Annotated in this window: 1 protein-coding gene; it reads right to left on the bottom strand. The window is 36.5% G+C overall.

Translation table 11 applies throughout. The features are described 5' to 3' along the window. Positions 1-544 (bottom strand): DUF6279 family lipoprotein (locus tag R7190_RS29540; protein ID WP_318138159.1); only part of this gene is annotated, 544 nt, incomplete at its 3' end. Positions 545-565: the final 21 nt, after the last annotated feature.

Here is a 565-nt window from a genome sequence, read left to right on the forward strand (position 1 = left end):
GTTTTTGATCGCTATTCAATTCCCCAATCCATTCTTCCATCCACTCCTCAGTATTCTCTAAAATAATCTCTCTGATCTCTGCTTCGGTTTTATCCGCATATTTTGCGTTTCTTTCTTGATAGTCCTTTCGCACGTTTTGCAAAAACTCTTGTTGTTGCTTTGGCGTCAGTTGTAAGCTCAAAGAGAACAAATCTGGCGCCGATCTCGACACAATACGGTCATAGTGCGCTTTCATTTTTTCTCGGTTTTGCTGCAAAAACGCGAGAGTAATATTGTTTGCATTAATATTCTCAAGCTCTTTTAAGTGATCGATATATAACGGTAATTCTTCTTTCTTATGCCAATCTGCTAATAGCAATAGTCGCTCTTCTAACAACGTTTCTTGTTCATCGTTAAGCGATACGTAGTCATCTAAATATTCAATAACAAACCAATCGATGTTGCTATATAGAAACTTTTTCGTACATCCGGCCAGTAAAATAACCAACAAGAACACGAATCCGTATTGAAGAACTTTATTGGATAAACTCGATAATTTAATCACTTATTCGTATTCCCTTTTCTA

It is taken from the genome of Vibrio sp. 1078-1 (assembly GCF_033340475.1).